The sequence below is a fragment of the Dyadobacter fanqingshengii genome, from assembly GCF_023822005.2.
Classification (GTDB): Bacteria; Bacteroidota; Bacteroidia; order Cytophagales; family Spirosomataceae; genus Dyadobacter; species Dyadobacter fanqingshengii.
The window spans coordinates 6225333-6251631 of sequence record NZ_CP098806.1 but is presented as its reverse complement, the minus strand read 5'-3'; the positions used below and the strand labels follow the sequence as shown (position 1 = coordinate 6251631).

The 26299-nt window shown below is 44.6% G+C and carries 26 protein-coding genes; 4 read left to right on the top strand and 22 right to left on the bottom strand.

Going from position 1 to position 26299, the window contains the following annotated elements; all coding sequences use genetic code 11:
- Nucleotides 1-150 precede the first annotated feature (150 nt).
- Together NFI81_RS26245 and scpA are read left to right on the top strand one after the other, a co-directional pair.
- Nucleotides 151-1539 (top strand): methylmalonyl-CoA mutase family protein, encoded by a 1389-nt coding sequence (locus tag NFI81_RS26245; protein ID WP_234615453.1) that lies wholly within the window; start codon nucleotides 151-153, stop codon nucleotides 1537-1539.
- Nucleotides 1536-3677: a methylmalonyl-CoA mutase gene (gene scpA, locus NFI81_RS26240; RefSeq protein WP_234615694.1), complete on the top strand. Its 2142-nt coding sequence runs from the start codon at nucleotides 1536-1538 to the stop codon at nucleotides 3675-3677. Before NFI81_RS26245 ends, scpA begins: the two co-directional genes overlap by 4 nt.
- Before the next feature lie 10 nt (nucleotides 3678-3687).
- Here the strand turns inward: scpA and NFI81_RS26235 are convergent, their stop codons facing one another.
- The 15 genes from NFI81_RS26235 to NFI81_RS26165 all read right to left on the bottom strand — a co-directional run bounded on the left by NFI81_RS26235 (nucleotide 3688) and on the right by NFI81_RS26165 (nucleotide 17568).
- The gene (locus tag NFI81_RS26235) at nucleotides 3688-4881 is read right to left on the bottom strand and encodes a beta-ketoacyl-[acyl-carrier-protein] synthase family protein (RefSeq protein ID WP_234615454.1); all 1194 of its coding nucleotides are present in this window, start codon (nucleotides 4879-4881) and stop codon (nucleotides 3688-3690) included.
- Between the two features lie 2 nt (nucleotides 4882-4883).
- On the bottom strand, nucleotides 4884-5150 hold the full coding sequence (locus tag NFI81_RS26230) for a phosphopantetheine-binding protein (RefSeq protein WP_082215397.1): 267 nt from the start codon (nucleotides 5148-5150) through the stop codon (nucleotides 4884-4886).
- Nucleotides 5151-5249: 99 nt separating this feature from the next.
- Entirely contained in the window at nucleotides 5250-6527 is a 1278-nt protein-coding gene (locus NFI81_RS26225; protein WP_234615455.1) for an ABC transporter permease, read from the bottom strand.
- A 1-nt stretch (nucleotide 6528) separates the two neighbouring features.
- On the bottom strand, nucleotides 6529-7278 hold the full coding sequence (locus tag NFI81_RS26220) for an ABC transporter ATP-binding protein (protein ID WP_234615456.1): 750 nt from the start codon (nucleotides 7276-7278) through the stop codon (nucleotides 6529-6531).
- Nucleotides 7279-7288: 10 nt separating this feature from the next.
- Nucleotides 7289-8320 carry a BtrH-related acyltransferase DarH gene (gene darH, locus NFI81_RS26215; protein WP_234615457.1) on the bottom strand — a complete coding sequence of 344 codons (1032 nt, stop codon included), beginning with the start codon at nucleotides 8318-8320 and terminating at the stop codon, nucleotides 7289-7291.
- Between the two features lie 4 nt (nucleotides 8321-8324).
- Nucleotides 8325-8723, bottom strand: a complete 399-nt coding sequence (DarG, locus tag NFI81_RS26210; RefSeq protein ID WP_234615458.1) for a flexirubin biosynthesis protein DarG — start codon at nucleotides 8721-8723, stop codon at nucleotides 8325-8327.
- A gap of 14 nt (nucleotides 8724-8737) precedes the next feature.
- Nucleotides 8738-9880, bottom strand: a complete 1143-nt coding sequence (darB, locus tag NFI81_RS26205) for a dialkylresorcinol biosynthesis protein DarB (protein ID WP_234615459.1) — start codon at nucleotides 9878-9880, stop codon at nucleotides 8738-8740.
- A gap of 2 nt (nucleotides 9881-9882) precedes the next feature.
- Complete coding sequence (locus tag NFI81_RS26200) at nucleotides 9883-10791, bottom strand: hypothetical protein (protein WP_234615460.1); 909 nt, start codon at nucleotides 10789-10791, stop codon at nucleotides 9883-9885.
- Nucleotides 10792-10817: 26 nt separating this feature from the next.
- Entirely contained in the window at nucleotides 10818-11300 is a 483-nt protein-coding gene (locus NFI81_RS26195) for a hypothetical protein (RefSeq protein WP_234615461.1), read from the bottom strand.
- A gap of 50 nt (nucleotides 11301-11350) precedes the next feature.
- Nucleotides 11351-12409 (bottom strand): methyltransferase, encoded by a 1059-nt coding sequence (locus NFI81_RS26190; RefSeq protein ID WP_234615462.1) that lies wholly within the window; start codon nucleotides 12407-12409, stop codon nucleotides 11351-11353.
- 9 nt (nucleotides 12410-12418) lie between these two features.
- Nucleotides 12419-13144: a YdcF family protein gene (locus tag NFI81_RS26185; RefSeq protein WP_234615463.1), complete on the bottom strand. Its 726-nt coding sequence runs from the start codon at nucleotides 13142-13144 to the stop codon at nucleotides 12419-12421.
- Between the two features lie 133 nt (nucleotides 13145-13277).
- Nucleotides 13278-13910, bottom strand: a complete 633-nt coding sequence (locus NFI81_RS26180) for a hypothetical protein (RefSeq protein ID WP_234615464.1) — start codon at nucleotides 13908-13910, stop codon at nucleotides 13278-13280.
- Between the two features lie 37 nt (nucleotides 13911-13947).
- Nucleotides 13948-14559, bottom strand: coding sequence for a hypothetical protein (locus tag NFI81_RS26175; protein ID WP_234615465.1), 612 nt, complete (start codon nucleotides 14557-14559; stop codon nucleotides 13948-13950).
- A 34-nt stretch (nucleotides 14560-14593) separates the two neighbouring features.
- A complete protein-coding gene (gene flxY, locus NFI81_RS26170) occupies nucleotides 14594-15856 on the bottom strand; it encodes a flexirubin biosynthesis putative acyl-CoA ligase FlxY (RefSeq protein WP_234615466.1) in 1263 nt (420 codons plus the stop codon).
- On the bottom strand, nucleotides 15853-17568 hold the full coding sequence (locus NFI81_RS26165; RefSeq protein ID WP_234615467.1) for a C45 family autoproteolytic acyltransferase/hydrolase: 1716 nt from the start codon (nucleotides 17566-17568) through the stop codon (nucleotides 15853-15855). The genes flxY and NFI81_RS26165 overlap by 4 nt, the downstream gene beginning before the upstream one ends.
- Before the next feature lie 61 nt (nucleotides 17569-17629).
- Between NFI81_RS26165 and NFI81_RS26160 the strand changes: the two genes are divergently transcribed.
- Both NFI81_RS26160 and NFI81_RS26155 read left to right on the top strand, forming a co-directional pair.
- The gene (locus NFI81_RS26160) at nucleotides 17630-18256 is read left to right on the top strand and encodes a 4'-phosphopantetheinyl transferase family protein (RefSeq protein WP_234615468.1); all 627 of its coding nucleotides are present in this window, start codon (nucleotides 17630-17632) and stop codon (nucleotides 18254-18256) included.
- Between the two features lie 29 nt (nucleotides 18257-18285).
- Nucleotides 18286-20763, top strand: coding sequence for a PIG-L family deacetylase (locus NFI81_RS26155; RefSeq protein ID WP_234615469.1), 2478 nt, complete (start codon nucleotides 18286-18288; stop codon nucleotides 20761-20763).
- Between the two features lie 3 nt (nucleotides 20764-20766).
- On the opposite strand, the gene NFI81_RS26150 is transcribed toward NFI81_RS26155, so the two are convergent.
- The 7 genes from NFI81_RS26150 to sufD all read right to left on the bottom strand — a co-directional run bounded on the left by NFI81_RS26150 (nucleotide 20767) and on the right by sufD (nucleotide 26290).
- Nucleotides 20767-21876: a vWA domain-containing protein gene (locus NFI81_RS26150; RefSeq protein ID WP_234615470.1), complete on the bottom strand. Its 1110-nt coding sequence runs from the start codon at nucleotides 21874-21876 to the stop codon at nucleotides 20767-20769.
- Nucleotides 21877-21967: 91 nt separating this feature from the next.
- A complete protein-coding gene (locus NFI81_RS26145; RefSeq protein ID WP_234615471.1) occupies nucleotides 21968-22396 on the bottom strand; it encodes a BrxA/BrxB family bacilliredoxin in 429 nt (142 codons plus the stop codon).
- Nucleotides 22397-22445: 49 nt separating this feature from the next.
- The gene (locus NFI81_RS26140) at nucleotides 22446-22757 is read right to left on the bottom strand and encodes an SUF system Fe-S cluster assembly protein (protein WP_026631607.1); all 312 of its coding nucleotides are present in this window, start codon (nucleotides 22755-22757) and stop codon (nucleotides 22446-22448) included.
- Nucleotides 22758-22783: 26 nt separating this feature from the next.
- Complete coding sequence (locus NFI81_RS26135) at nucleotides 22784-23218, bottom strand: SufE family protein (protein WP_234615472.1); 435 nt, start codon at nucleotides 23216-23218, stop codon at nucleotides 22784-22786.
- Nucleotides 23219-23231: 13 nt separating this feature from the next.
- Nucleotides 23232-23612 carry a DUF5618 family protein gene (locus NFI81_RS26130; RefSeq protein ID WP_234615473.1) on the bottom strand — a complete coding sequence of 127 codons (381 nt, stop codon included), beginning with the start codon at nucleotides 23610-23612 and terminating at the stop codon, nucleotides 23232-23234.
- A 47-nt stretch (nucleotides 23613-23659) separates the two neighbouring features.
- The gene (locus NFI81_RS26125; protein ID WP_234615474.1) at nucleotides 23660-24886 is read right to left on the bottom strand and encodes a cysteine desulfurase; all 1227 of its coding nucleotides are present in this window, start codon (nucleotides 24884-24886) and stop codon (nucleotides 23660-23662) included.
- 84 nt (nucleotides 24887-24970) lie between these two features.
- Entirely contained in the window at nucleotides 24971-26290 is a 1320-nt protein-coding gene (gene sufD / locus NFI81_RS26120; protein ID WP_234615475.1) for a Fe-S cluster assembly protein SufD, read from the bottom strand.
- Nucleotides 26291-26299 lie beyond the last annotated feature (9 nt).

The following is a 26299-nucleotide window of genomic DNA, read 5'->3' as shown; positions in this document are numbered from 1 at the left end:
GGCCATCTGCAAACCCACAAAATAAATCGATTTAATTAATGTGTTATATCTTCGACAAGGGTGCTTTGTGCCAACAACTGAAAAAGTAACTTCAAATTTGTAGCTTTGTTTACCGGCAAAAACGCTCACTTCCACCTTATCAGCTTCCAAATGACCACCCGTTTATTTTCAGATTTTAGCCCTTCCGGTAAAGATGCCTGGGAACAACAGGCTGAAAAAGAATTGAAAGGAAGGCTCAAAACATTATCTGACTGGACAATTGGGGCCGATTTGCATTTAGATCCCTATCTGACGCATTCGAAAATCGAGCCTGAAAGGATGGCCGCGATGCAGGCATGTCAGAAAAAAATACCGGGCTGGCAAAACGTTCCTGTGGTCAAATTCTCAGAACCGCGCAAGGCGAATGTTGCTATGAGGCATGCATTGGAGTACGGCGCTGATGCGATCATGCTGGACCTTGCAAATGTCAATATCGCTCACTGCGAATTTCCAAAATTGCTGCACGGAATCCGGTTAAGCGATACTGCTGTTTATTTTCAAACGGATGAAAATGCTGTGGATGTTTTCAAGGAAATATCCAAAAATGCAGGTTACTATCTCAAAGGCGGCATCGCATCCGACCCGATTGCCAAATGGATGCGCACTGGAAAGTTCTTTGAAGATAACCTTCGCGCAATAGTTGCCTTATTGGATGAAACGCGCAATATGCGCGAGTTTCGTGCTTACATGGTGGATGGCCGCCTGTTTCATAACAATGGTGCAAATCCTGTTCAGGAATTAGCAATGGTGCTCTCGGAGGTTGTTAATTATATTGATTTGCTGACGGATAAAGGCGTTTCTCCGCTGATTGCCCTTAACCGGGCACTGTTTTCATTTTCGATTGGCCCGGAATTTCTCTCGGAAATCGCAAAATTGAGGGCATTTCGCTTTTTATTAAGCAAAATTTCGGACGCCTATCAATTGCCCCGGGCACTTTGCACGCCATTTATACAAGCGCAGACCTCTTCATTTTACAATGCTGATGCGGCGCCTTATACGAATATGATCCGCGCGTCTTCCGAAGCAATGAGCGCGGTGATGGGCGGTTGTAATGTGCTAACCGTAACCCCCTATGACCATCCATTTCAGGAACCAGCTGATTTTTCTGAACGCATTGCGCGCAATGTGTCTTCCATTCTGGTTCATGAAAGCGCATTGGCCTACGTTGCAGATCCGGCTGCGGGCTCTTATATGCTTGAAAAAATGTCCCTCGAAATGGCGGATAAAGCCTGGGAGTTGTTTTTGGAAATGGAAGACAAAGGAGGTTTTGTCAAATGTTTTGAATCGGGGTTTATTCAAAATCAATTAAATGTCTCGCTTGCGCAAAAAGTGAAAGACCTCGGTGAAGGCAAGGTTATGATCGGCGTCAATAAGTTTATCGAGGATGCTGACCCGATTTATTTGAAGGATAACAATGATAATAGCAATCCGCATTTACTGATGGATCAAAACCTGCCGAAATGCTTCCGGGCGTCAGCATTAACAGCAATAAAGCCATGAAACCGGATTTCAAGCACATTAAGCCCATACAGACAGATAGTTCTTCACAACAAGAACAAACCAGCAGGGTTGTGCTCACTTCGGAGGGGATCAGGTTGAAGGGTTTTTACAGTGAAAATGATCTCGTAGGAGCTGAACATCTGGCATTTGGTGCCGGGAATCCGCCTTTCGTACGTGGTCCCTATGCCAGCATGTATCTGGAACGCCCGTGGACCATTCGCCAATATGCGGGTTTTTCGACCGCCGCTGATTCCAACGCCTTTTACAAAAGAAACCTCGCTGCGGGTCAGAAAGGGCTTTCCGTTGCATTCGACCTGGCCACGCATCGCGGATATGATTCCGATCACCCGCGTGTCACGGGCGACGTGGGCAAAGCTGGTGTGGCAATTGATTCTGTGGAGGATATGAAGATGCTTTTCGATCAGATCCCTCTGGATCAAATGTCCGTGTCCATGACCATGAATGGTGCGGTGATTCCGATTATGGCATTTTTTATCGTAGCCGCTCAGGAGCAGGGCGTATCGCCCGAAATGCTGTCCGGGACTATACAGAATGACATTTTGAAGGAATTTATGGTGCGGAACACTTATATATACCCGCCTGCCGCTTCCATGCGCATTGTGGGCGATATTTTTGCATATACTTCGCAATTCATGCCCAAGTTCAACTCCATCAGCATCAGCGGTTATCACATGCATGAGGCGGGCGCACCGGCGCACATTGAGCTTGCATATACGCTCGCAGACGGTCTGGAATACATTCGTACGGGCTTGGAAGCGGGCATCAGGATTGATGATTTTGCGCCGAGGCTTTCTTTTTTCTGGGGCATCGGGATGAATCATTTTATGGAAATAGCCAAAATGCGCGCCGGAAGGCTCCTTTGGGCTAAGATTGTAAATCAATTCAATCCTGAGAACGAGAAATCATTAGCATTAAGGACACATTGCCAAACGAGTGGTTACAGCCTCACAGAACAGGATCCCTATAACAATGTAGCCCGGACGACCATTGAAGCCATGGCTGCGGTCATGGGGCACACGCAATCGCTGCATACCAACTCCCTGGACGAGGCCATGGCACTACCAACCGATTTTTCTGCCCGCATTGCCCGAAATACGCAGCTTTTCATTCAATATGAGACGGATCTTTGCAAGGCAGTGGATCCTTGGGGCGGTTCCTATTATGTGGAATATTTGACAAAAGAACTCACGGAAAAAGCCTGGCAACTGATTGAGGAAGTGGAAAAGCTCGGCGGCATGACGAAAGCCATTGAAACCGGACTTCCGAAAATGCGCATTGAAGAAGCTGCCGCGAAAAAGCAGGCGCGTATCGATTCGGGCAAAGATATCATTGTAGGGATCAATAAGTTTAAAACAGGAAGCAAAGACACATTTGACATTCTCCAAATTGATAATCAGGCAGTTCGCTTATCGCAGATTGCATCTCTGGAAAAAATCAAAAAGGAACGCGATTCCGGTGCTGTGGCAAATGCGCTGAACAACATTACTGCCGCCTGCAAGCAAAAAGGAGGAAAGGATATGTCAGTCAATTTGCTGGCATTGGCCATTGAAGCAGCACGTAAAAGGGCTACATTAGGAGAAATTTCGGATGCGATGGAAAAAGAATTCGGACGTTATAAATCTACCATTCGTTCTGTTTCAGGAGTTTATCAGGCAGAGGCTTCTGATGACGAAAATTTTCGTACAGCATTGGAGTTGTCGGACCAGTTTGCCGAAATGGAAGGCAGAAGGGCGAGAATATTAGTCGCCAAAATGGGTCAGGACGGGCATGATCGCGGGGCAAAAGTAATTGCTACAAGTTTTGCAGACCTCGGCTTTGACGTTGACATTGGCCCCCTTTTCCAAACACCACAAGAAGTGGCGAGGCAAGCCGCCGAGAATGATGTGCACGTTATCGGCGCGTCCAGCCTTGCGGCTGGCCATAAAACGCTCATCCCCGAACTCATATCAGAATTGAAAAATATCGGTCGTGCCGATATTATGGTGATTGCGGGCGGTGTAATTCCTGCCCAGGATTACCAATTTCTTTATGATGCAGGCGTAAAAGGCATTTTTGGCCCGGGAACCATTATTTCCATTGCTGCCCAGAAGATTTTGAAGGAACTCATGCAGCCCTAGCTAACCCTAATTATTGCTTCAAAAAAACCAGGGAAGTGCAGTTCCCGCCGAAGCCGAATGAGTTGGAAAGTGCGTAGCTCAATTTTTTGTCTGACGTATATGCAGAAACAGGCCTCGCATTGTGTGAGCTCATAGGCGTTTTTACATGTAAGCTGGCGAAGATCTCATTATGCACAATGCTCAAAATACTAAAAATCGCCTCCACCGCTCCTGCAGCGCCCAATGTGTGCCCCGTGTAGGATTTTGTGGAATTGAATGGGGGAATTGTATCAAATAACTGGCTCATCCCGAAAAGCTCCACCGCATCATTATTAGGCGTCCCGGTTCCGTGCGCATTAACGTAGTCAATGCGATCGAAGCCAATTCCTGCTGACGCAACGGCTTCCTGCATAGACCGAATGGCGCCCGTGGCCTCATCCGACATAGCAGAGGGGTGATGTGCATCATTCGCGTTGCCGTAACCTGCCACTTCTGCGTAAACCTTTTTATCACCTACGACTTCCTCCCCTTCCAGCACCAGATATGCCGCCGCTTCGCCCAGATTCAGCCCGTCCCGGTTTTCATCAAATGGTTTGCATGCCTCTGGCGAAAGAATTTTAAGCGAATTGAAACCATTGACCGTGTATTTGGCCAAACTGTCGACGCCGCCCACAATCACCCGTTTCGCACGTCCTGATCTGATAAGTCGGGCGCCCATTAAAATAGCATTGGCAGAGGAAGAACAAGCGGTGTTAATGGTATCGGAAAATCCCCTGATCTTATATTTTTCAAGCAATTTAATGGTGTGAGCTGCACAACTGTAAGCTTCCAGATATTCTGAACCGCTCGTTTTCAGGTTGGCATCCTCGTAAAGTTGGTCTGTGAGGCACATTCCGCCCACGGTTGTTGCGGAAATCAATGCGGTGTCAAATGATGAAATTTGTTCCTGTGAGAGCTTTGCATCTGTGATCGCTTCGGCAAATGCTTTGCTGGCAAGCAGGTCTGTCCGGGTATAACCGGTGCTATCTGCTAAGTTCAATAACGCTTTCAGATGCTCATTGCCGGATACACATTCGCCAAATGGCAGCAATGCAGCATAACGCGATTCAAAATGGGCAGCTTGGGCAATGCCTGTTTTTCCCTGGCGCAAACTGGCGTGATTTTCCGTAAGGTTTTCCCCAATAGCAGAAATAATGCCCATTCCGGTCACCAGCACCCGTTTCATTTTCAGGCGGTTTTGGTATTTGCCAAAATATATTCAGCCATGTGGTTCACATCTACAAGGATTTTCCTTCCTTCGGCCGGGTTGGTTATTTTGATGCCATATTCTCTTTCAAGAAGCACGACCAATTCCAGCGAATCGATCGAATCCAATCCCAGATCGCCACCGAAAAGTGGTTCATCATCCTTAATGTCTTGCGGATTAATGTCTAACAAATTCAAATACTGGACTATCTGACCTTTGATAATGGGTTTTAAACTTTCTATGTCCATAATACTGTTGATCGCCTATGATCTGGCTTATTTGCTTTTATAATTGAGGTGCCAGGAGAATTAAGCCGGAAGGTTTAACTTTCTTTTCTGAATTCAAACTTAAATAATTCTTTCCATCCTTAGCTTAAAATATGTTCCAAGTTGACAAATCAGGATAAACATCCCAAGAAATGCGAACACATTTTTCAGCTCCTGCCAGCTGCCGCCTTTCAGGAAAAGAATGTAAAAACCTTCCAGGCACCAATGCAACGGTGAAAAATTGCTGGCGAACTGCATAAAGCCCGGCATAACAAATGTAGGCACCAGAATCCCGCCTATCGCGCCAAAAATGATGATCGAAATGGCACCGAAACCATTGGCCTGCTGCTCCGTACGGGCATAAGCGCCGATCATTAAAGCGTAACTTACGGCCGCCATACTGCTGATCAGGATTACGCATCCGAATGCGAAAAGATTGGAAGGAATCGTCAGTTTGGGCAATCCCAGTTCCGGCAGGATCCAGATGCCCATAGAAAAAGTGAGCGCCACCTGAAAAACCGCAACAATGACATAAACCGCCATTTTGCTAAACATAACCAGCATAAATGTCGTCGGCATGGTTTTCAAACGCAGAAAACTGCCATTAATGCGCTCTTTCACAATATTGCTACCCAGTGAGACAACCATGAAAAACATGGCAAAAATAGTCCAGGCAGGCACATTATGCTGTGTAGAATTCGGAATGGCGGTGGAATTGTTATTACTGGCCACGATCTGGTTGATCTTCACACGGTTCGAGATCATCTTGTCTTTCAGCTTTTGCGATTGGCCGCCGAGATCCATTGTGGTGTACATTCTGTCGATCATCAGTGAATTTTCAATGACGCTCATGTAGGACTGGATAATGCCCATAACCGAATAGCTGTAATTCTCCTGCAAAACCGGATCATTATAAAAAGAAAGCCTGGGCATGGACACCTTTTTTGCGCTAATGGAATCACGTTCCAGCCCCAGATCGTCGATGAGAATATTACTTACATCATTTGCATTACTTTCCAGCCCGGCAGAAAATGTTTCAGGAATGAACAAGCCAATCAATTTACCCCGTGATAATAACTCCGATTTGAGCGATTTTTCGGGAACAGCGTCCTGGGAATCGATTTTGAAAAGCCCTGACTTGGTCAGCAACGCAACGAGTTTGTCGCCTTCCTTGCCTGCATCATGATTGACAACGAGCAAGGGTATTTGGTTTTCATTCACCATTTTGTAGGCGCTATCCTGTATAATGGTAATAATAAAAACCAGCAAAAGCGGCATCAGAAACATCAAAGCCAGGCCTACCTTATCATTAATAAGGAGCAAATATTCTTTGCGCAATGATGAAAAAATCTTGAACATATTAATCCCTGTACTCCTCCCCTGTCAGTTTTATGAATAAAGATTGCAGATTGGAAACCTTGTGCTCATTTCTCAGGTCGGTAAGATCTCCCTTTGCAATAACCCTACCATGATCAATGAGCGCAATATGTTTGCAGAATTCCTCTGCTTCGGACATGTGATGGGATGTGTAGATAATGGTGGTGCCGGTGTCGTTGATTTCGCGTAAATAGCGAATGATTGCATTCCTGCTCTGCACGTCGACGCCAACGGTAGGCTCGTCCAGAAACAGTATGTCGGGTTCATGGATAATGCCAATAGCGAGGTTAACCCTCCGCTTCATCCCGCCCGAAAACGTCCCGACTTTCTTATCTGCAAACTTGCTCAGTCCTAAAATTTCCAGCAAATGCTCGCGGCGTGTTTCAAGGTCTGTTTTAGCGAGATTATACATGGCACCGAAATAATCCAGATTCTGACGCGGCGTAAGTTCCTGATAAAATGCATATTCCTGCGGGACGAAGCCGATGCGGCTTTTACGTTCCTGATCAGAAATAAGTTGATTTTGATGATAAAAACGGACGGTCCCGGAAGATGGCGGGATAATGCCGCACAAAATGGAAATTAATGTTGTTTTGCCCGCACCATTAGGCCCTAATAACCCGAAAATGTCAGACGCAGCAATGTTCAGAGAGACGTCTGTGAGGCTGTTTTCCTGGGCAAATTTGTATTTTTTAGAAACATTTTGAATATCAATGCAAACCGATTCGGTCATATCATAGTGCTCAGTTACCAAGATTCAGGCGCGACAATTTCTGAAACGCTTCTTTTTCTACGGCTCTGATCTCGATCAGCATATCAGCTATTTCATCAAAATCTTTTTGTTCGGTAAGTCGTCCTTTATAAACGCCCGCCATTTTGATCGCACTCGCACGCCACATATCGCCAGCTTTTGTAAAATCCTCCGAAATTACCGACAAGCGGTCATCCTGCATGTAAGCGGACGCTTCTTCCAGAAATGCCCCGTACAGGAAACGAAAACCGCCTCCTCCTGTGCCGATTTCCTCCTGCATCCGCACAATCTGCCCCAGATACAGGCTTGCCTTTTTCAATCCAAGTTTGTCACGCCATTTGCGAATGTGGCCTGCCGTATGCCGGATACCATCAACGCCGGCAAAATTTCCCGGAATTTTTAGCATATCGCGCACATTGCGGCGGATTCCTTTTACAATTCCTTTACGGATCACATCGTCCGTTACCGGTTTTACCCTTTCAGGAAAGTAAATGTGCCCTTTTGGCGCTAGCGGGCCTTGTGCAAAGCGCACGCGGCTCAGGTCGGACTTGGATAATGTGGTAACATCTTCCATTACCGGATCACTGATCAGGTAATCGTTATCCTCCTCACCAAAAACGATCAGGTTATGCGCGTTAAAGTGGAAACGATATTCTTTCGGGAAATAAGTCAGGTGAAAAACGCCGACCTGGCAGCCTACCGGCACGCCTTCACGGACTTTCTGATCTAGAAACGCTTCGGCAGCGGCAACATTAGAGAACTTTTTTCTGGTAACATCCACGCCCAACGACTTGCAGGTCCGCTTGAATATAGCGCCCGGCATCGTCCTGAACGAGATAGCCGGCCCATTATTTACTGTTAAAAAGGGAATTTGTATATAAAAAAGCCCTGAACCCATTCCGAAGGCAAGTGGCTCCGTCATGAAATCCATGCCGTGATAGCGCAATAATGCCGTAGTTACCCCATTCTCACAATGCGCCGTTTGAACGTGGCGAAACTCATCCGTTTGGCTATCAATATTCACTGGATCAACCTTTAAAATTTTTCAATTCCTGCAATGTAACGTCGAACGCAATGGCATATTTTTCCAGTTTGCGATCGCTTAATCCTTTGAAAACAGATGGCTTTAAATGTCTTTTGATAAAAAAAGGAAAAAATCCGGTGTAACCCGAAAGAACGGGCAGATCCATTAATCTAAGTTCCATAAAATAGTGTATCGGGCTTTTTTCTCCACCTGCAACTGCCTTCCTGGCCTCCTCTATCCGCTCGTTCACATCATCCCAGGCACTGTCCAAAGCTTGCTTTTTGACCTCCCAGCCTCTGCTTAAAGCAGTTTCGTATTTTCCGTCCTCATTCTTGACGTAACATACTTCCCGCGTAAACTTGTCCAATGCGCCGGGGTCTTGTGGAAGGTCTTCCTTTTTCATGAGTCAAAGTTGGATCAGCAAACAGTCAACATACAGAACATATAAGAAAAGCGGGAACTTTCAGGCACTGCCAGCAGGATCTTTTCGCCCTTTTTCAGCGCACCGCTGTAAAAAACCTCTTCCAGCATCATATAAATCGAAGCTGAGCCGACATTACCCTTTGTAACCAGATTGGTATACCACTTCTCTTTTGAAATCGGCATGCCATTCTCATTGCAAAAGTCCTCAATTTTGCCTTCAAAAAAGTAGCTCGACAAATGGGGCAGAAAATAGCTCACCTCGTCCATGCTAATTCCTCTTTTGACAAGAATGTCTTTCAGCTTGGCGAAACCCAATTTAACAATTTTTTCTCCTAAAAGCTTCACATCCTGCTTGATACTGAAAACAGAATGTTCCTGAACCTGCTCACTTTTAAAATCTTTATAACTTTTCAGCGAGCCGTCTTGGAGCTTGTCCGCGCCCATATACATGCAAGGCTCCTGCTCATTTGCGTAAGAACAGCCTTCAATCCAATCAATTTTCAATGAAATCCCGGATTGATTAGGCTCGGATTCAACGAGAAACGCACCCGCACCGTCGGACAGCATCCATCTCAAAAAGTCCTTTTCAAATGCCAGGTATGGATTTTTTTCCAATTTTAAAAGTTGCTGGACTTCATCCTCAAACTGATCGGACCGCAAGACGGGAGAGAGTCTTTCAGATGCACAGGCAATTGCCTTTTGCTTTTCACCCAGCTTTACGGACATATATGCATATTTGAATGCGTGCATGCCCGCGCAACAAACGCCGGAAGGAGACACCACCTCGATAGATCCCACATCTTTAAGATACCCGTGCACCATCGAACCATGCGAAGGCATCAATTGATCCGGGCTTGACGTGGCACAACTTAGCAAGTCTATGTCCTGTATTTCCGATGTATTTTTTTCAAAAAGTCTTGTTACTGCCAGCGCCGCCATTTCCGCATTGGTATGCGTGGCCGTTCCGTCTTTTTGCAGCGCATAGTATCTGCTTTTTATGCCGTTATTACGTAAAACAAGTGCTTTTGATTTAGAAGGTTTTCCATTGATATACCCTAAATATGCTTCCATTTCATCGTTGGAAACGGGTTCATTCGGCAAAAACTTGGCAATTCTGGTAATATATGCGTCTGACATTATTATTTGGTTTCTACACCACAAAAGTATTCTTTTTTCTTCTTAATCGCATTTCCGGTAAAAGGCACGATCAGCAAATTATATACGAAAAGGATCACCGGCGCGACCATAAACAATGCTATAAGGAGATAATATTTAAAAAAACTGACCAGTCTTTTCCGCTTAGCAGGCGTTGTTCCTTTTTTCTTGATGAGATTGGCCCAGATCCTGAAAAGCTTTTTAGCGCGTTGCTCGATGAAAAGAATGTCCGTCGGGATTGCTATCAATCCGGTTCTTAGAATCTCCTTTTGCAGGTCACTGTAATCCGATCTTGCTGCCGCACTATTCACAATCGCACCAAATTTCGACGCACTCTTAATATCCTCGTCACTAACGCCGGGCAGGGGGAAAATATTCCATTTGCTATCTTTCCGGCCAGTCAGCATCCAATGTAATATGGTGAAAGCGCTGATCAGATTGGAGGTCCGATCCATAAGCGGAATGTTGCCTACCAGTTTTCCACCAGCATTTTTGATCAGATTTTTAATGCTTTCCTGAGAGTTAAGCCACATATTTCTTCCACCAATAATGGTCACAACGGGTGTGCCGTGCATGATGGATTGAAAATCGGGATCTTTAAGCAGCGACGTGACAGGAGGCGATGGTGACAAAAACCACGGCTGGTATCCGAGCACAATCAAATCATAATGTTGGGCCGCAAAAGGAATGCGTTTCAACGGGATTGTATCTTCCTGGACGCATTCAGGCATTTTATCAAAAAACTCCCCGGTTGTCCACGGAAAAACAAATGGGATAACCGGGTAGATCTGGTGCCGTTCTACACTTTCGGGATCAAAAGGAGATAAAAACTGGTCGATGATTTCATTCAATTGCCCGGTTTGCGAGTAGTTTACGACAAGTATTTTTCCCATTTATCTACAATCCTTTTACTTAAATCTCACTTTAAATCTGCCGAACTCAAAACCTTGGAATCCTTTGCATAATTGGCAATGACCGATTTCATATCACTGTCCACTTTATTAAATCCGGCTATTACTGCCTCCTTGTCTTCGTCAAGCTGTTTATTGTATTTCAAAATGCCCGGGGCGTGTTCCTGAATGGCAAGCCGCAGAAACCTGTATTCTGTATTTGCCGGATTGCTTTTTATCTCATCTTCCAACAACTGGGCCCCTTTCTTGAAGGTTTTGACTTTTCCCTTCACCCCTTTTACCAATCCAGCCTTTTTCATTGTCAATGCGCCAATGTATGCATTTATCCGCGACGATTGTTTTCCCTTACTCAAATCGGCCAGTTGCTCGTCGATAGCCGCGTCCTCACCGCTTGATAATGCTTTGTAAAAAGCTTTTTTATCCGACTGTATAAACCGAAAAGCAGTTAAGGAAATCAGACAAAAGAAAATGATAATCAGTGATCTTTTCATGTAACTAATCGTATACTATCGATGAAACAAATGATTCGGGCCTGATGTTCCTAAGCCTGTTTCCTGCATTCCAGAATAGTGTGATAGCTATCGCCGATCAACGGATAAGTTTCTACGATTTCGAAGCCTGCTTCGCGGGCAAGCTCCTTCATAACCTCGACACGATACATTTTGCTGTTGCCATTCGCCATAATCGTGAAGTAGAGCGATGTTGCCACCAGGCTGTGATGCGCCGCCGGGTAATTCTGGTTATCAAAAAATGGTTCCAGAATGTACAGCGTGGTGTTTTCAGAAGATGCGTTGCACGCATTTTCCAGGATTTGAATGATCTGTTGTTTTGAAAAACAATCGAGAAACTGGCTCATCCAGATCACATCAGCTCCTTGCGGAATTTCCTGCGAACGATCCAGCAGGTTAATAGGATGAAAACCTATGCGATCCAGCAAATTTCGTTCAGTTGCATTGGCTTTTGCGACTTTGAGCTGAACCGGAAGATCCAGAATTTTTATGTTAACATCCGGATCGTGATTACAGCAGGCAAATGACCATTTCCCCGTGTTACCACCTACGTCAAAGATCATTTTCGGGTTTTTCCTGAACACAATTTTAAGCGCCTCCGGAAATGCATTGTCTGAATAATAATGGTCAAATTCAAACCAGGAAGTCTTCGCAGGTTCGGGCAGGATGGAGAGGCCTTCGTAAATGGTCGGCCAGTCGCCCAGCACTTTCAAACCTTCCGGCTTTCCGTTTCTTATGCTGTCGGTCATGCTTTTAGCGCCCAGGTAACAAACATCATTCATAAAATTGATGTTGACCCGCGTCATTTCGTCCTTTAAAAGGAAAAAGCCGACCTTGGTTATTTTTACAATTTCATTTTCTATTTCAACAACCCCGATAATTTCCGCGGCTTCCAGCAATAATGTCACGCCGTACTCCGAAACGCCGACTTGCTCAATAATCGTCTCCATGCTGACACCCTTCCGATTGTTGCTGATAAACTGCAAGATCCCCAGTTCCCTGAGCGCTACAACCGCCTGAAAATACATGGGTCCAAACGCTATTTTTTGTGCTTCATACTTGGCGCCAATTGCCGACAATTCTTTTTTCATTATACGCTATTATGGTTCATTTTTTGCCGTAGAGGCGGGGATCATTCTGTCCTTGAATTTTCTTCTGTGCTTTTTCTTTTTAAGGTCCTCCTCATGCCAGATAATGTATTTTCCCATTGTCCCTCTGAAACGCTCGAAGAAATTTTCTCTGTCCGAAAGCTTTACGAACCCTTTACGTGTCGCGGAATTAAGGTCCACTTTCGGCTCGTACAGGTTCATAACCTTTAATGTATCGACAACCGTGGGCATAAGCCCAATGGGCAGTTCAAACCGCTTGATGAATCTGCGCATGTAACTTGTCTGGATCGGATCGGTAGCCAGCGCAAGTTTTGTAAAACCGAGGTCTTTTCCAAGACGGTAAGAATAGTATACGTTTTCTGTGCTGTGTTCAGCCTTTTCCTCGGTAAAAATATTTTCGAGGGGGACGCCTAATGCGTGCGCATAGTTGGCCATCACCTTACTTTCCACATAGGGTGTGGCAACGGCAGACCCGGAGAAAATGATATTTTTGGTATAGCCTTTCGAATAAAGATAATGTGCCCAATGTATGCGCATTTGCAATATCATATCCCATTTCTTGCCGTTATGCGGAAATCCGGGGACAATGACAGCATCATAAGGAGCCTCTTTAACGCCTTTATCAAAAGCCTTGGCAGCAGACTGATAAAGCATTTTTCCGCAACCGGATAAGGCTAACGTGATAAGCGCCAGGAAAATGAGAGGTAAAATCCGCACGATAATGGGTTATCAGTTAAACAGTAAGCTGTGAAGCGTCCTCCAAAATGGTGAACAGATCACAGCTTACAAAAAATATGCAATGGTATCGGTAATGAACTAACTTTTAAAAATAAGAAATTCTATTTGAATTTTAAACCTTGTAGGTTTTACTCCACTTCTTGTAAAGTTTTGAGTCAATGGCTTCATTGATCTTGTACACGCCACCAGCCCAGTAATTCCGGAAACCGAAACCGCCTGCCTTTCCTTCCACTTTCTCTGTATAAAGCACCTTTTTAGTGCTCAGATCAATGAAAGTGACCCATACCGTCAGTTTTTCGGCTGTTTTGCTCAGACTTTCAACGACATACACAACGCCGATCCCATCCTTTTCACTTAATGAATATTTTGCAACGGATTTTTTGACCTGATCTTCCGTCAATACAGATTCCGCTTCGGTAATATTATCCGCAACATTGGCTGATTTGTTATACTTCACCATATCCTCCACTTTGGAAGCGTACTGATCATCCTTCAAGTTGAAGGCTTTTTGAAGCGAAAACTTTTTTGGCTCCATTTCGATCAGATTGTTCCAGCTCACCATATGCTGGTTCTGGATGGCAACAGGATCTGTAAAACCGATTTTACCAACATATTTAGCCTGTGTAAAGTCCAGGCCCAGAAACGTAAGCTTGGCTTTGCCGTTGAAAAGATCTGCCATTGTATTTTCAGCAGATGCAAATCCGGCATTCAAAAGAACAAATGCAAGAAGTAACAACTTTTTCATAACAAGAGAACGTTAGAATTGTAAGATTGAATTGTTATTAAAGCTTTTTATCCAAAAATGCAGCAAGCGATTTTCCGGCTTTTGCATAGGATTCAGCGATTCTGACGCCAGTATCAAAGTCAAAGCCGCCAAACTGTCCGCCGGGAACGTTGCGCAAATTCAATTGGGCCACTTTTGCTGATTTGTTGGCAGATTCCACCAGGTCAACTTCATAGTCCACGTAAGCATTTTTACGCATTACACCCACATTGAAACCCGGTTCAACGAATTTGGTACGGACGATCAATGTATAAGTCGCATCCGGCCGGGACTGAACGGCTTGCATACCTTTATCAGCCATTCCTTTGTTAAATAGTTCTTCGAATTTCGGTTCAAAACGATTTTTACGGTCGTCTACCCAGGCCTTTTTCCAGGTGTCACCTTTGCCTGCTTCCTTCGCATTATATTCAGCCGATTTCTTGTCGAGATATTCTTTCTCGGTGGCAAATTTCCCAACTCCGAATTCTGAATAATCGTACTCAATGTTGACTATTTTCTGACCTGATAAAACGGCTACGTCGCCACTTCTCAGATCAACTCTTTGGGCAAATGAATCACTTGCTCCGATCGCAGCAAAGGCAACTACGGCTGCGTAAATAAACTTTTTCATGTTACTATTTTTATTTTTTATGGTAATAGAGGATTCAAATATAGATCAATTTTTCAGGTTTGCGTTTCTCCTGTTTGTATATTCTGAGGTTGAGTTCGTGAGCGGTTATAAATGTAAATGAAGGCGTTACACGGAGCCGCGATTTGAACAACGAATGCAGCTTTTCCCTGAAAACAGGCGTGTTCAGATGATCCGGAAGCTGGATCGCAATGTCATCGTTTCCAAATTCATTTTTCGAAACTACAACCTGATAAAGTTCTATTTCCTGCACCATATCCAGCACATCGAAAATAGCAGGGGGAAAGATGGTCGTTCCTTTGAATTTGATCATTTGCTGTTTCCTTCCCACGACTGGCCCTACGCGCGGGCTTTTGCGTCCGCAGGCACAAGGTTCGTAGTGTACATGGCACAAATCGCCAGTCCGATAACGCAAAAGCGGCATTCCTTCAACGCCTAATGTTGAAATGACGATTTCGCCCAATCCTCCGTTTTTCACTACAACGTCCTGCTCGTCAACTACTTCCAGAATCAGCAGATCTTCATTCAAATGTCCGCCTATGCTTTCGCTGCACTCCGTAAAGGCCGCTCCCATTTCTGTGGATGCATACGTGGAATATAATTTCACATTCCATTGCGAAGTGATCCTTTTGCCCAGTTCATTGTATGTAAAATCGGGATTGCGGATCGGCTCGCCGATGCAGATCACCGATCTGATGCTGGACGACGTAAAATCAATTCCGTTGGCAATTGCATAATCGATCAATCTTGGGATAAATGAGGGGATCGCAATGATAACCGTGGGCGAAAAGCGCTGGATGGACTCCCATTGCAAAAACGGAGCGCCCGGCCCTACCCGGATCATTCCTGCGCCAAGTTTCCTTGCCCCCATCCAATAGGCCAATCCCGCCATGAAACGCTTATCAATGGTGGTCATGAGCTGATAAATGTCATGCTCTGAGCCATCTGCACATCGAAATGATTCAGACTCATTGTCCGCAAGCCGTTCAATGTCCGAATCGGTGAGATAGAATGCGACCGGATCACTTAGTGTCCCCGAAGTTGTCACGTAATCGGCGACCCTGCTTTTGGGTACACACAGAAAATCATCATTTGCAGCCGCCAGATCGTCTTTTGTCGTAAAAGGCAGCTTCGCCAGATCGGCGATCGACACAATGCTGTCCACATCCACGCCATGTTTTCGGAAAACCTTTTGATAATAGGGAGAATGTGCCGAAACATATGCAAGCAAGTGCTTTAATTTTTGCTCCTGCGTTTCACGGATCATATTGAAAGTCATTGGGAATCAGGTTTATAACTAAAAATCAGGAAGGAGACTTTTTGGCTTTCGGCAATTTTGTCTTTGATCACACTCCTTTCTTTCAGGGAAGCTACATCGCGTTTTAATGCCTCCTGATAATAACTGATCGCTTTTTTGAAGTTTTTATTCGTTTTGAAATAATCTCCCAAAAACAAATAGGTAAGATAGCTTTCGGGGTTGTTGGCGACAAATGCAATTTCTTCTTCCCGCGAAAGCTCAAAAGGAACGCCCAGCATCACATATTTACTGATCTTTTGTTTGGTAACCTTAAATGCCTCAAACTTTTTGTAGTCACGGGAGGCCAGAAAAGGGTCTGACCGGATTTTCAGGGAATCCACAGGCTGGAATGTGCCGTTGCGCGAGAAAACATCATGTAAATTATAGTAAATAAATTCACCCAACTGATAAGGCGGCGTCGAGATCCACATTTCCCTTTTTTCAGGTTTGAAAAGAATACCGTGGTGCGCGATCAGCTGATTCAGTGTTTTGGAATTGCCGTAACCTACAAATTTGTCATCAACGCCCTTTTGGTCCCTTAAAATAGCTGCCGCTTTGTTCACATCCATCGGATATGAGCGGTCCATAAGCTGATTCATGCGGTCAAACCGTGACTTGGAATCCGTGTCATTGATATTATTAATGTTTACCGAATCCCCGATAAAAGATTTGCCCTGATAATGATTGGCGCAAACCAGGTAATCTTTCCCCGATTCGAAAACATCCATTTTCTGAGGCGATTTTTCAATGATCGCAGCATGATCATCCGCTGCCGAACCGATCAGCAACGACTCGGACACGAACGTTTCACTTCTTGCCGCTATTTTGGTTGCCTCTTCAATGGTGCCCGCAAATTGCAGAATTTCTCTGGCCAAGATTGAGATCGGCTCTTTTGCCGCAAACGGAATGTCCGATTTGGAAGCATTTAATGTGACAGTAATGCCCTTCTCGTTCATCCCCGACACCACGCCCGTGAGGCCCGCCCATGCATAGGAAGCAAATTTATAACCCTTATCCGGGTTCATGAATACGATGAGCTTGTCTTCTGCGAACGCATCGCCCATATAAAAATCAAAGTTGCGGGCAATCAGCAATGTTGAATCCTTAGACAAAGCATTATTTACGGCAAATGACGTGCAACCAACCATATTCAGGTCGGTAAGTGCGTGGCCAATGTCGTGCGCGGCGTGGTAATTGAGAATGCGGTAATATTTGGGGCCGATGTAGTTGAATTGCTCCGAAAATGACTGTGAAACGCCGTAAATCTCCTGCTGATTTTCCTCAGGAATGTATTTGTAAATGTCTCGGTTGAACCAGCCTACAAAGCCTTTCAGCACTTGTAAAAACAGGCTGCTAGGGATCATTTCCTTGATCTGGTTAACAAAATGGACTTCCTGCTTTTCCATTAATTCCTTTGCAAGAATGCCATAAATAAGCCCACGCTCATAAGGCTTCCCTTCGAGATACATTTCCCAAATTCCTTGCTTGTTCTTTTTAAGCCAGCAATTTCCAACCGTATAATGGTTCTCGCCCACTTTTATCCGCTTGTAACTCTCGGTAGTTTTAGTACTTTCAAGCCTGGGTGTGGGAACGCGGATGCGCCAGATAAACAGCCCGAAAAGAATGCCTAAAATGAGCAGGACAATGCCAAAGGTTTTCAGGACGTTTCTTGTTATTTTATTTTTGGGCCACATAAGCATTAGAAACGGGCAAATGCAGTTGATAATGCCCCGTTGAATATCAAAATTAATATAAATGCCCATCTGTTACATAAAAAGGATCTCGGATGATTCAACGTTAGGCTTATGGCACATGTCGGAAAGTTGGCAGGAGCTCAAAGAAATGATCAGTCTGCCCGATTCCGAATTATTGGCATTAAAAGAAAGGAAAACCGACCGCCGGAAGCAGGAATGGCTTGCCTGCCGCATTTTATTGCAGGAAATGACACAGACACTGCCTGTTGTCATGTATGACGAAAACCGCAAACCACATTTAAAAGAAAGTAGCAAGCAGCTTTCCATGTCGCATTCAGGCGATTATGCGAGCGTGTATATACATGACATTAAGCCCGTTGGTGTGGATTTACAGCAGATGAAGCCGTCTATTGCCAAAGGCGCGGATTATTTCCTGAACGCAGCTGAGCAACATTGGGCTGATCTCAATGACAATGTTTTACTCCATTTGATCTGGTGTGCGAAGGAAGCTGCATTCAAATATGCCGGGGACCCGGACCTGGATTTGAAAAAACATATTATTACAAATGCTTTTCACAGCAACCAAAATGGATTTATTGAGGTTTCTATCCAAAAGGAACATTTGAATCTGTCTTTAAAATTGCAATACGATGCTTTTGAAGACTATTTGTTGGTCTGGACCGTCTGAATTTTTGAAATACAAAACCTAATCCCAATATGCTCCGATTTCTTGCTTTCCTCTTTTTGCTATTTACCCTCCGACTTTCCGCACAAGTTCCTTCGCAGTCGTCCAGTGAAATTTTTCAGAATATTAAGAAACTGAATGTATTAGGCTCTGTGCTTTACATTGCTGCGCATCCGGATGACGAGAATACATTAATGCTCTCCTATTTATCGAAGGATCAACTGGTTAGAACAGGATATTTATCATTAACAAGAGGAGACGGCGGGCAAAACCTGATCGGGGCTGAACAAGGCTACAACATTGGCGTCATTCGTACTCAGGAATTACTGGCCGCCCGGCGCATTGACGGCGCGCAGCAATTTTTTTCGAGGGCTTATGATTTTGGTTTTTCCAAAACACGTGATGAAACTTTGAATTTTTGGGATAAGGAAAAAGTTTTGGGTGATGTGATCTGGATGATCCGCAAATTTCAGCCAGACGTAATCATTACCCGCTTCCCACCCGATCCGCGCGCAGGACACGGTCACCATCAAACCTCCGCATTCCTCGCCGAACAAGGTTTCAGCCTCGCTGCCGACCCGAAATCATATCCGGACCAGTTGAAATTTGTGAAACCCTGGCAGGCAAAAAGGCTGGTTTGGAACACATACACACCAGGTTTTACCAACAAGCAGCCAACAGAGGAGAAAAACCCCTTCATATCCATTGAAATCGGTGGTTACAATCCGGTTTTGGGCAAATCCTATACAGAAATTGCTGCCGAAAGCCGCAGTCAGCATAAGAGCCAGGGATTTGGAAGTGCACCGCAGCGGGGCGCAAGGATTGATTACTTTTTGCATAAAGTGGGTGAACCGGCTCAAAAAAGCCTTTTCGACGGCATTGATGTGTCGTGGAAACGCGTGAAAGGAAGTGAGAAAGTGCAGACAATGATCTCAGCTGCGATCAAAAACTACGCCGTTAACAAGCCCTCCGCCTCTGTTCCCGAACTTTTGAAAATCAATGCCGAATTGAATAAGCTGGATTCCGCTAACATTTATGTTAAGGCAAAAAAGGAAGAAGTTAAGGAGTTGATATTACAATGTGCTGGTCTCTGGTTTGAAACCAATCCGGATGATTTTTCGCAAGTTGCCGGCGATACGGCATCCGTTAAGATTTCTGTTGTAAAAAGATCAGATTATCCTGTAAAGCTTGTTTCTCTAAACTGGACTGGCAAAGAAAAGGACAGCACGTTGAATATGTCTCTGGAAGATAATGAGTTAAATTCCTTTGCATTAGCCCCGGTTTTGCCTGCTAATTTAAAGGTTAGTCAACCTTATTGGCTGGAAAAACCGATTGATAAGGGTTTATTTCAAATTGACAATCAGCAGGACATCGGTTTTCCTGAAAACAGATCTGAAACCATTACCAAGTTTACATTTGAAATTGGCGGACAGCCATTTACATTTTCCCGGCCCTGGATCTATAAAAGCACAGACCCGGCACAAGGCGAAATTTACAGGCCATTTGAAATCCGTCCGGCAGTCACGACAACCATTACGGAGCCTGTTTTTATATTTTCTTCACTGGAACCTAAAACGGTCACCATTGTCGTGGAAGCACAGCGTAAGAATGTAAAAGGAACCGTTAAACCCGAAATCCCGGCTGGATGGAAATCTGTTCCGGCTTCAGCAGAGTTTGATTTGAAGGGAAAGTACCAGCAGCAATATTTCTCATTCATCATTACACCACCAGCCAATAATCAGGAAGTTAAGCTAAAAGCCATTGCGACTGTGGATGGGAAGGTTTTTGATAAATCCATTAAAACCATTGCTTACCAGCATATTCCAAGCCAAACGATTTTCCCAACTTCGGAAGCCAAACTGGCCAAGATTGATGTAAAGACAAGCGTGAAAAACATTGGTTACATTGCCGGCGCAGGTGACGACGTGCCAATGGCGTTGCGACAGATGGACTGCCAGGTTACAATGTTAAATGAAACTGGTTTGGCAAAAGATCTGGCAATTTATGACGCCATTGTTGTTGGTGTGAGAGCTTATAATACGGAAGGCTATCTGGCCAATTACCAGTCTAAACTAATGGATTATGTCAAAAACGGCGGTACAATGGTTGTGCAATACACCATTCCGGGCGGACAAAAAGTGAAGCAGATCGGGCCTTACGACATTGAATTGGGAAGAGAACGGGTTGCGGAGGAGGACGCGGAAATGCGCTTTTTGCTACCTGAGCATCCTTTGCTTAATTACCCTAACAAGATCACGCAGAAAGATTTCGAGGGATGGATCCAGGAACGCGGCTTATACTTCGCGCAAACCTGGGACAAAACCAACTATCAGGCGCTGTTTTCAGCCAATGACAAAGAAGAAACTTTGAAAGAAGGCAGCGTGCTATACGCCCAGTATGGCAAAGGACATTACATTTATACCGGCCTGTCGTTCTTCCGCGAGCTTCCAGCTGGCGTCACCGGGGCTTACAGACTTTTTGCCAACATGATTTCTGCTGGCAAAAAGTAGGTCTTACTTCACGTTTTTCCTGCGGTTACGTTGAAAATCTTCCAGTACAAATCCGCCTAAACCTTGCAGATTACTGTAATAAGCGCGGCCGTTATTTACTTGCGTGAAGTTTTGCACGAATTGTTTCAAATAAGGGTCCGTCGCGATCATGAATGTCGTAACCGGAATGTCCAGCCTTCTGCATTGTGCAGCCAGGGTTAGCGTTTTGTTAATGATCTTGCGATCCAGACCGAAACTGTTTTTGTAATAACGGATTCCTTCCTTCAGGCAAGTTGGTTTACCGTCTGTGATCATGAAAATCTGCTTGTTACGCGTTTTTTTACGTCTCAGAATGTCCATAGCAAGCTCTAAACCTGCCACAGTGTTGGTGTGATAAGGACCCACTTCCAGATAAGGCAAATCTTTGATCTGAATCTGCCATGCGTCATTTCCGAAAACAATAATGTCCAGTGAATCTTTGGGATATTTGCTTCTGATCAGTTCAGCCAATGCCAGAGCAACCTTTTTTGCTGGCGTAATGCGGTCTTCCCCATACAAAATCATGGAATGGCTGATATCGATCATAACAACAGTTGCGGTCGTCGTTTTTTGCTCACGTTCAACCACTTCCAGGTCATTCTCCATCAACGTGAAATCACCGATGCCATGATTAACCTGTGCATTTTTGATAGATTCGGTCATCGCGATCTGGTCCAGCGTGTCACCGAACTGGAACTGGCGAATGTCGCTGCTGAGCTCGTCCCCTGTGCCCATATGCGGCGTGTGATGATTCCCGCCTGTTTTTGAGCGTTTTAATTTTCCGAAAATTTCATCCAAAGCACTTTTACGGATGCTTTTTTCAGCTTTTGGCGTCATAATGATCTTACTCTCACCATCCTGCTTTTCTTCCGTAATGTATCCCTTCTTTTTAAGGTCATCGAAGAAATCGCCGATGCCGTAGGAATCATTGGTAAGATTATATTGCCGGTCGAGCTCACTAAGCCATGACATTGCTTCGGAAACATCGCCGGAAGTCATTAGGAGCAACTGCTGGAAGATGTCGAACAATTGGTCAAACTTGCTGTTTGGTCCTTGTTCGGCTGGTATAAATTTGGAAAAACGATGTCCGCGCATAAAAAATCAGGCTGAAATAAGATCTCAAAAAGAGACGGCTACTTTCAAATTTAATCGAAAGTAGCCGCATATTAATTATTAATTGACAAGACTACGCTTCTTCTGCGCAGAACTCTTCAAATGCCATTTGCAAATGTTGTGCAATCATCTCAGCCGAACGGCCTTCGATGTGATGACGCTCTACAAAATGGATCAATTCACCATCTTTGAAAAGCGCTACCGCCGGTGAAGACGGAGGATATGGCAAAGTATATTCCCTCATTTTGGCCGTTGCAGCCACATCTGCCCCTGCAAAAACGGTTGCCAAATGGTCAGGCTTAATTTCGCTGCGAGACAAAGCTGCGGTCACACCAGGACGCGCCGCACCTGCTGCACATCCGCAAACCGAGTTGATCACAACCAAAGCTGTTCCTTTTGTAGTTTGCATAAAATTGTCAACTTCCTCAGCCGTTGTCAAATCCTGAAAACCGACATTAACCAGTTCAGCTTTCATTGGAGCCACTAATTGTGGTGGATACATATTTCTAAAATTAAAGTTTATGAGATAATTATTATTGGCAATCAAAACCTTACATGAAACCCAGTTCAAGCTTGGCTTCTTCAGACATCATTTCCGTTGTATAGGGAGGATCAAATGTCAGTTCAAGGCTTACGTCATTCACCCCTTCCACTTCACGGATCTTTTGTTCCACTTCTCCGGGCAATGTCCCCGCCGATGGGCAGGAAGGCGATGTCAGGGTCATGGAAACAAATACATTATTGACAGGGAATATTTTCAAATCATAAATCAGGCCCAGCTCGTACACATCCACCGGGATCTCCGGATCATAAACGGTCTTTATGGCCTTCACGACTTCTTCCCTTAATTCTGACTCTGACATTTCGATATAAATTTTACTAATCTGAATTAATTGACTGTGTTGAAAGACTTAGCCTGAAAAGCAACACCATAAGCCTTCATTTGTTTCAGCATGGAAGCAAGTCCGTTTGACCGGGTTTGTGCAAGATGCTGATGTAATCCGACGCGTTCCATAAAATAAAGGTCCGCACTGGCAATTTCCTTTGGCGTATGTCCTGACAAAACCTTAACCAGCATGCTAACCAGTCCGCGAACAATAATTGCATCGCTATCCGCTTCGAATTTCAGCAAGTCGCCATCCATGTAAGCATTCAGCCATACGCGGGATTGGCAGCCCTTTATAATGTTGTCTTCGGTCTTATATTGTTCTTCCAATGGCGGGAACTGCTTTCCGAGATCAATGATGTATTCGTACTTGCTCTCCCACTCATCAAACAATTCAAAATCCGAAATTAGTTCGTCCTGTATCTCGTTTATGGTCATTGTATTTTTAAAATTATGCAGCAGCAGTCTTCGTCTCAACCCAATTAATGATTGACTCTGCCATATTTAGCCCTGCAGTGGAAACATTTGCGTCCGTATTTCCATCGTAACTCATTGCAAGATGAAGCGTGCTATAAGCTGCGACAAATGAGGCCAGCGCCTTTTTATCCAATTTTGAAAGATTTTCTTTGTACCAACCCACATCTTTTCTGCCCTTGCCTTTTTCTTCAAACAAACTATCCAGCGCCACCAACACTCCGGTGTAAGCCGCATGACCTGCAAGTTTGACATACTTGGGGTCCTGGTACAGCCCGTCTTCTTTCTTAGCTTTTTCTCGTAAAATCTCCTTCGCATTATTTAAATAACGCTTCGCTTCTTGTACTGTGTTTGGCATAGGTGTATATAGGTTTGGTTTAAAATTCGGAGGTTAATTTAACAACATTATCCGAGCATTCTTTTCACTTTATGTAAGCCCTGGATCAGAAGATCAATTTCTTCGATCGTGTTGTAAACAGCAAATGAGGCGCGGGTGGTTCCGGTAATGTTGAATCTCCGCATGAGAGGTTGCGTACAATGGTGCCCTGTGCGAACGGCAATGCCCTGCTGGTCTAGCAGCACGCCCATATCCTGGTGGTGAATGCCATCAATCACAAATGAAAGCACGCTCACTTTTTCCTTTGCCTGGCCGATAATTCTCAGTCCCTGTATGTCCTTTACAGCTTCTGTTGCATATTCCAGCAACTTGTGCTCATGAGCAGCAATGTTCTCTTTTCCCAGTGTATCCACATAATCCAGAGCAAATTTGGCCGCTACAACATCAGCGATATTAGGCGTTCCTGCCTCAAATTTATATGGCAGTTCATTATATGTGGTTTTTTCGAATGTCACTTCTTTAATCATCTCTCCACCACCGCGATAAGGAGGCATTGCATCGAGCAGCTCTTTTTTTCCATATAATATCCCCATTCCCGTCGGGCCGTAGATTTTGTGAAGGGATAATGAATAAAAATCACAATCCAGGTCCTGAACGTCCAGATGCAAATGCGAACTTGCCTGCGCGCCGTCCAACAGGACTTTCGCGCCAACGGCGTGTGCTTTCGCAATGATCTCTTTTACAGGATTAATGGTGCCCAGCGAATTGGAAACATGCACGACAGACACAAACTTGGTGCGTTCCGTCAGCAACTTATCATATTCATCCATCAGCAATTCACCCGCATCATTAATAGGAATAATCTTTAAAATGCAGCCCTTTTCCTCGCATAGCATTTGCCAGGGAACAATGTTGGAATGGTGCTCCATGGTGGAAATGATCACTTCATCACCCGCTTTCAGGAATGTGCGGCCATAACTGGATGCCACGAGGTTAATCCCATCGGTTGTTCCGTAAGTAAAAATGATTTCCTCAGGAAGCGGCGCGTTCAGAAAAGCCTGCAAACGGCGGCGCGATTGCTCGAATGCCGAAGTGGCTTTCTCAGCCAAATGATGGATTCCCCTATGAATGTTGGCATTATAATGCTCATAGTAACCCGAAAGCGCATCCAAAACCAGACGCGGCTTCTGCGTTGTTGCAGCATTGTCAAAATAAACCAGCTGCTTTCCGTTCACGATTTCTTTCAGGATCGGAAAATCATTTCTGATGGATGCTATATCAAGATTCTTGCTCATTACGACAGGTATTTAAGAAAAATACCCAACCCAATAATGACAGGTTGGGTAGCAATAAGATGAAGCCAGACAAAAGTCAGACTATTATTTTGAAGCTAGTTTCTGGGCAATTACGTTTTCAAGATATTCACGGATCGAATCAATTTTGATCTGAGAAACTACATCGGCGCAAAATGCGAACATTAACAAAGACATAGCTTCCGATCTCGAAATTCCACGTGAGCGCATGTAAAAAAGCGCTTCCTCGTCGATCTGGCCGGTTGTAGTTCCATGCGAACATTTCACGTCGTCGGCAAAGATTTCCAATTGCGGCTTGGTATTCATCGTCGCTTCGGTCGAAAGCACAATGTTCTTACACGACTGAAAAGCATTGGTTTTCTGCGCGTCCTCACGAACAAATATCTTTCCGTTGAATACGCCTTTTGATTTATCTCTTAAAATCCCCTTATACAATTCATTGCTTTCTGAATTGGGTTTACGGTGATCTGCAACAGTATGGTTATCAACATGCTGCGTTCCGTCAGGGAAATAAAGTCCGTACATATGCGCTTCGCAACGCTCTCCGTCCAGGATAATGTTCAGGTTGTTACGTGTAAAACGCCCGTTAAGCGTAACTGTTCCCGCATAAAACTGCGAACGATCCAGCATGCGAACCTGCGTGGTGCCTACGTGGTAAGCATTATCACTTTCGTTCTGCACTTTGTAATATTCAACACCCGCTTCTTCGCCAACATATATTTCTGTAACAGAATTGGTAAAAGAACGCGCCGTTCCCAAAGTCCGGAATGCTTCGGCCAGTTTCACATGTCCGTTACGGCCAACCGCAATGATATTTCTCGGCTGACTTCCCACATTTTCCAATCGCGCATCACTTACAAAGCGAAGGATTACGGGATGTTCAACTGTCTTGTTATCAGGAATATGAATAAAAATCCCGTCTTGTGCAAAGGCTGTGTTCAGGGAAGTAAACGCATCGTCCTGATCTTTAACCAACTCATTGAAATAAGAATTGACCAAAGAAGGATTGCTTTTATATGCTTCTGAAAGCGAGCTGATTATGATCTGATCCTGCGAAGAAATGATGCGGGAAAGCGCTGCGTGATAATGTCCATTTACAAAATAGATGATATTCGCATCTTGTGCCGGAATTTTCAAATCTTCAAGATCCGCCAGTCCAAGCGAGCTTTCGGCATTAAAATTATAAGAAACGCTGATCAGGTCTTTTACATTGGAATATTTCCACTCCTCGTTTCTGGGTGTTGGGAAACCCAACGTATTAAATTCAGCCAATGCTGCTCGTTTTTTCTGGTGAAAAGCCGATGAAGCCTCACCATTCATTACGGATTCGCGGGCGTGGAAGTCCGCGATCAGCCTGGTTTTCAAATCTATTGTTTCGGTACTCATTGATGTATT

Excerpts from the sequence above, each read along its gene's own strand:
- NFI81_RS26245 (WP_234615453.1), top strand. The coding sequence starts at position 151 with ATGACCACCCGTTTATTTTCAGATTTTAGCCCTTCCGGTAAAGATGCC.
- scpA (WP_234615694.1), top strand. The coding sequence starts at position 1,536 with ATGAAACCGGATTTCAAGCACATTAAGCCCATACAGACAGATAGTTCT.
- NFI81_RS26235 (WP_234615454.1), bottom strand. The coding sequence starts at position 4,881 with ATGAAACGGGTGCTGGTGACCGGAATGGGCATTATTTCTGCTATTGGG.
- NFI81_RS26230 (WP_082215397.1), bottom strand. The coding sequence starts at position 5,150 with ATGGACATAGAAAGTTTAAAACCCATTATCAAAGGTCAGATAGTCCAG.
- NFI81_RS26225 (WP_234615455.1), bottom strand. The coding sequence starts at position 6,527 with ATGTTCAAGATTTTTTCATCATTGCGCAAAGAATATTTGCTCCTTATT.
- NFI81_RS26220 (WP_234615456.1), bottom strand. The coding sequence starts at position 7,278 with ATGACCGAATCGGTTTGCATTGATATTCAAAATGTTTCTAAAAAATAC.
- DarG (WP_234615458.1), bottom strand. The coding sequence starts at position 8,723 with ATGAAAAAGGAAGACCTTCCACAAGACCCCGGCGCATTGGACAAGTTT.
- darB (WP_234615459.1), bottom strand. The coding sequence starts at position 9,880 with ATGTCAGACGCATATATTACCAGAATTGCCAAGTTTTTGCCGAATGAA.
- NFI81_RS26200 (WP_234615460.1), bottom strand. The coding sequence starts at position 10,791 with ATGGGAAAAATACTTGTCGTAAACTACTCGCAAACCGGGCAATTGAAT.
- NFI81_RS26195 (WP_234615461.1), bottom strand. The coding sequence starts at position 11,300 with ATGAAAAGATCACTGATTATCATTTTCTTTTGTCTGATTTCCTTAACT.
- NFI81_RS26190 (WP_234615462.1), bottom strand. The coding sequence starts at position 12,409 with ATGAAAAAAGAATTGTCGGCAATTGGCGCCAAGTATGAAGCACAAAAA.
- NFI81_RS26180 (WP_234615464.1), bottom strand. The coding sequence starts at position 13,910 with ATGAAAAAGTTGTTACTTCTTGCATTTGTTCTTTTGAATGCCGGATTT.
- NFI81_RS26175 (WP_234615465.1), bottom strand. The coding sequence starts at position 14,559 with ATGAAAAAGTTTATTTACGCAGCCGTAGTTGCCTTTGCTGCGATCGGA.
- flxY (WP_234615466.1), bottom strand. The coding sequence starts at position 15,856 with ATGACTTTCAATATGATCCGTGAAACGCAGGAGCAAAAATTAAAGCAC.
- NFI81_RS26165 (WP_234615467.1), bottom strand. The coding sequence starts at position 17,568 with ATGTGGCCCAAAAATAAAATAACAAGAAACGTCCTGAAAACCTTTGGC.
- NFI81_RS26160 (WP_234615468.1), top strand. The coding sequence starts at position 17,630 with ATGCCCATCTGTTACATAAAAAGGATCTCGGATGATTCAACGTTAGGC.
- NFI81_RS26155 (WP_234615469.1), top strand. The coding sequence starts at position 18,286 with ATGCTCCGATTTCTTGCTTTCCTCTTTTTGCTATTTACCCTCCGACTT.
- NFI81_RS26150 (WP_234615470.1), bottom strand. The coding sequence starts at position 21,876 with ATGCGCGGACATCGTTTTTCCAAATTTATACCAGCCGAACAAGGACCA.
- NFI81_RS26145 (WP_234615471.1), bottom strand. The coding sequence starts at position 22,396 with ATGTATCCACCACAATTAGTGGCTCCAATGAAAGCTGAACTGGTTAAT.
- NFI81_RS26140 (WP_026631607.1), bottom strand. The coding sequence starts at position 22,757 with ATGTCAGAGTCAGAATTAAGGGAAGAAGTCGTGAAGGCCATAAAGACC.
- NFI81_RS26135 (WP_234615472.1), bottom strand. The coding sequence starts at position 23,218 with ATGACCATAAACGAGATACAGGACGAACTAATTTCGGATTTTGAATTG.
- NFI81_RS26130 (WP_234615473.1), bottom strand. The coding sequence starts at position 23,612 with ATGCCAAACACAGTACAAGAAGCGAAGCGTTATTTAAATAATGCGAAG.
- NFI81_RS26125 (WP_234615474.1), bottom strand. The coding sequence starts at position 24,886 with ATGAGCAAGAATCTTGATATAGCATCCATCAGAAATGATTTTCCGATC.
- sufD (WP_234615475.1), bottom strand. The coding sequence starts at position 26,290 with ATGAGTACCGAAACAATAGATTTGAAAACCAGGCTGATCGCGGACTTC.